The 2,469-nt window shown below is 55.5% G+C and carries 1 protein-coding gene; it reads right to left on the bottom strand.

The features are described 5' to 3' along the window. Positions 1-2,469 (bottom strand): Cu(+)/Ag(+) efflux RND transporter permease subunit SilA (gene silA / locus APU11_RS18620; protein ID WP_060578691.1); only part of this gene is annotated, 2,469 nt, incomplete at both ends.

Here is a 2,469-nt window from a genome sequence, read left to right as displayed (position 1 = left end):
CTGCGCCGGTTCCCCAGAGTATCGGCAGCAGACCCGCGATGATCACCGCCACGGTCATGGCTTTCGGCCGGACACGCAGCACGGCACCATGATAAAGGGCTTCATCAAGACCTTCCGGTGTGAACGTCTCTTTACGGGACAATTCCGGGTGCACTTCAATGGCATGACGCAGATACATCAGCATGACCACGCCAAACTCTGCTGCCACCCCGGCCAGGGCGATAAACCCGGTTCCGGTCGCCACTGACATATGGAAGCCCTGCCAGTACAGGAACCATATTCCGCCAACTAGGGCGAACGGCAGGCTCATCAGGATCAGCAGGGCTTCGTCAACCCGGCGGAATGCCAGATACAACAGGATGAAAATGATCATCACCGTCATCGGCACCATCAGCTTCAGTTTCTTGTTGGCATGCTCAAGCAGTTCAAACTGTCCGGAGAATGCCACACTGGTTCCCGGTCTCAGTTTCACTTTCTCGCTGATGGCCGTCTTAATGTCGTTAACCACCGACACCATGTCCCTGCCGCGGGCATCAACATAAATCCAGCTGGCTGGCCGGGCATTTTCGGTTTTCAGCATGGTTGGTCCAGAAACGACGTTAATATCCGCGACATCGCCCAGCGTGATCTGCTGCTTCATCGGGGTCAGGATCGGCATCTGTTTCAGCGCCTGCGGACTGTTCCGGTAATCCTGCGGGTAGCGAATGTTAATAGGGTACCGGGCCACCCCTTCAACTGTCTCACCCACCATAGCACCTCCGATTGCTGAAGAGACGAACAGCTGGACATCACCTACCGTCATCCCGTAGCGGGAGGCTTTCTCCCGGTTGATATCGATATCGATGTAGCGCCCGCCCTCAAGTCGCTCAGCCAGGACAGACACCACGCCAGGCACGGTTTTGGCTACCGCCTCGATACTCTGCGCCGTCGCGTCGATATCGGACAGAACAGTCCCGGACACTTTGATACCTATCGGGCTTTTGATCCCGGTTGAGAGCATATCAATACGGTTACGGATAGGCGGCACCCAGAGGTTTGCCAGACCCGGTAAACGGACTGTCCTGTCGAGTTCATCAATAATCTTGTCAATTGTCATGCCGGGACGCCACTGATCCTCAGGTTTGAGCTGGATCGTGGTTTCCACCATTTCGAGCGGCGCGGAATCCGTTGCGGTCTCTGCTTTACCGGTCTTGCCAAATACAGAAGCCACTTCAGGAACGCTTTTGATTAACTTGTCTGTTGTCTGCAGGAGCGCTGCAGCTTCTGCCGGAGAGACGCCAGGCAAGGTCGACGGCATATACAGCAGATCGCCCTCGTTAATCTTCGGCAGAAATTCACCGCCCACCTGACTCAGTGGCCAGATAACCGTGAAAATGGACAAGGCCGCAACCAGCAGGGTTGTTTTTGGCCAGTGGAGGACCCGCAGCAGCAAAGGATGATACGCTTTGATCAGCACCCGGTTCAGGGGGTTACTGGTCTCTGCAGGAATTTTCCCCCGGATCCAGAATCCCATCAGAATAGGAATGACGATGATGGCCAGTGCGGCCGCTCCCGCCATGGAGTACGTTTTCGTGAATGCCAGCGGGCCAAACAGACGACCTTCCTGCCCTTCCAGGGTAAAGATAGGAATAAAGGACAGGGTGATGATCAGCAGGCTAATGAACAACGCGGGTCCCACTTCCACGGAGGCGTCGGTAATCACCTTCCAGCGGGTGGCGTTGTCAATCTGCTCACCCGGATGCTGATGATCCCACTCCTCAAGCCGTTTGTGCGCATTTTCAATCATCACAATGGCGGCATCCACCATCGCACCGACGGCAATCGCTATCCCTCCCAGCGACATGATATTGGCGTTCAGTCCCTGGAAGTGCATGACGATAAAGGCGATACACAGGCCAAGCGGCAGAGAGATAATCGCCACCAGGGCAGAACGTACGTGCCACAGGAACAGAGCACAGACGATGGCCACCACGATAAACTCTTCCAGAAGTTTGGAACTGAGGTTATCAATCGCCCGGTCGATTAACTGGCTGCGATCGTAGGTGGTCACGATTTCAACGCCTTCCGGCAGGCTGGCCTTCAGCGTCTCCAGTTTATCCCTCACTGCCGTGATAACGTCGCGCGCATTTTTACCCGACCGCAGGATCACCACGCCGCCAGCGACTTCTCCCTGGCCGTTCAGCTCGGCAATACCACGCCTCATTTCGGGCCCGGTCTGCACGCGGGCAACATCCCGCAGATAAACCGGCACGCCGTTCTCACCTGTTTTCAGGACGATGTTATTAAAATCATCAATGCTCTGAAGATAACCGCTGGCACGGACCATATACTCCGCTTCGGCCATTTCAACGGATGAACCACCGGCCTCCTGGTTAGACGATTCAAGAGCCTGTTTCACTTCGGGCAGGCTGATCCCATACTGGGACAGTTTTACCGGATTGACCTGAATCTGGTACTGCTTCACCACGC

Source organism: Enterobacter sp. 50793107, assembly GCF_001463365.1.
GTDB classification, from domain to species: Bacteria; Pseudomonadota; Gammaproteobacteria; order Enterobacterales; family Enterobacteriaceae; genus Enterobacter; species Enterobacter cloacae.
The sequence above is the reverse complement of the archived record's forward strand: the minus strand, read 5'-3'. Positions and strand labels throughout refer to the sequence as shown.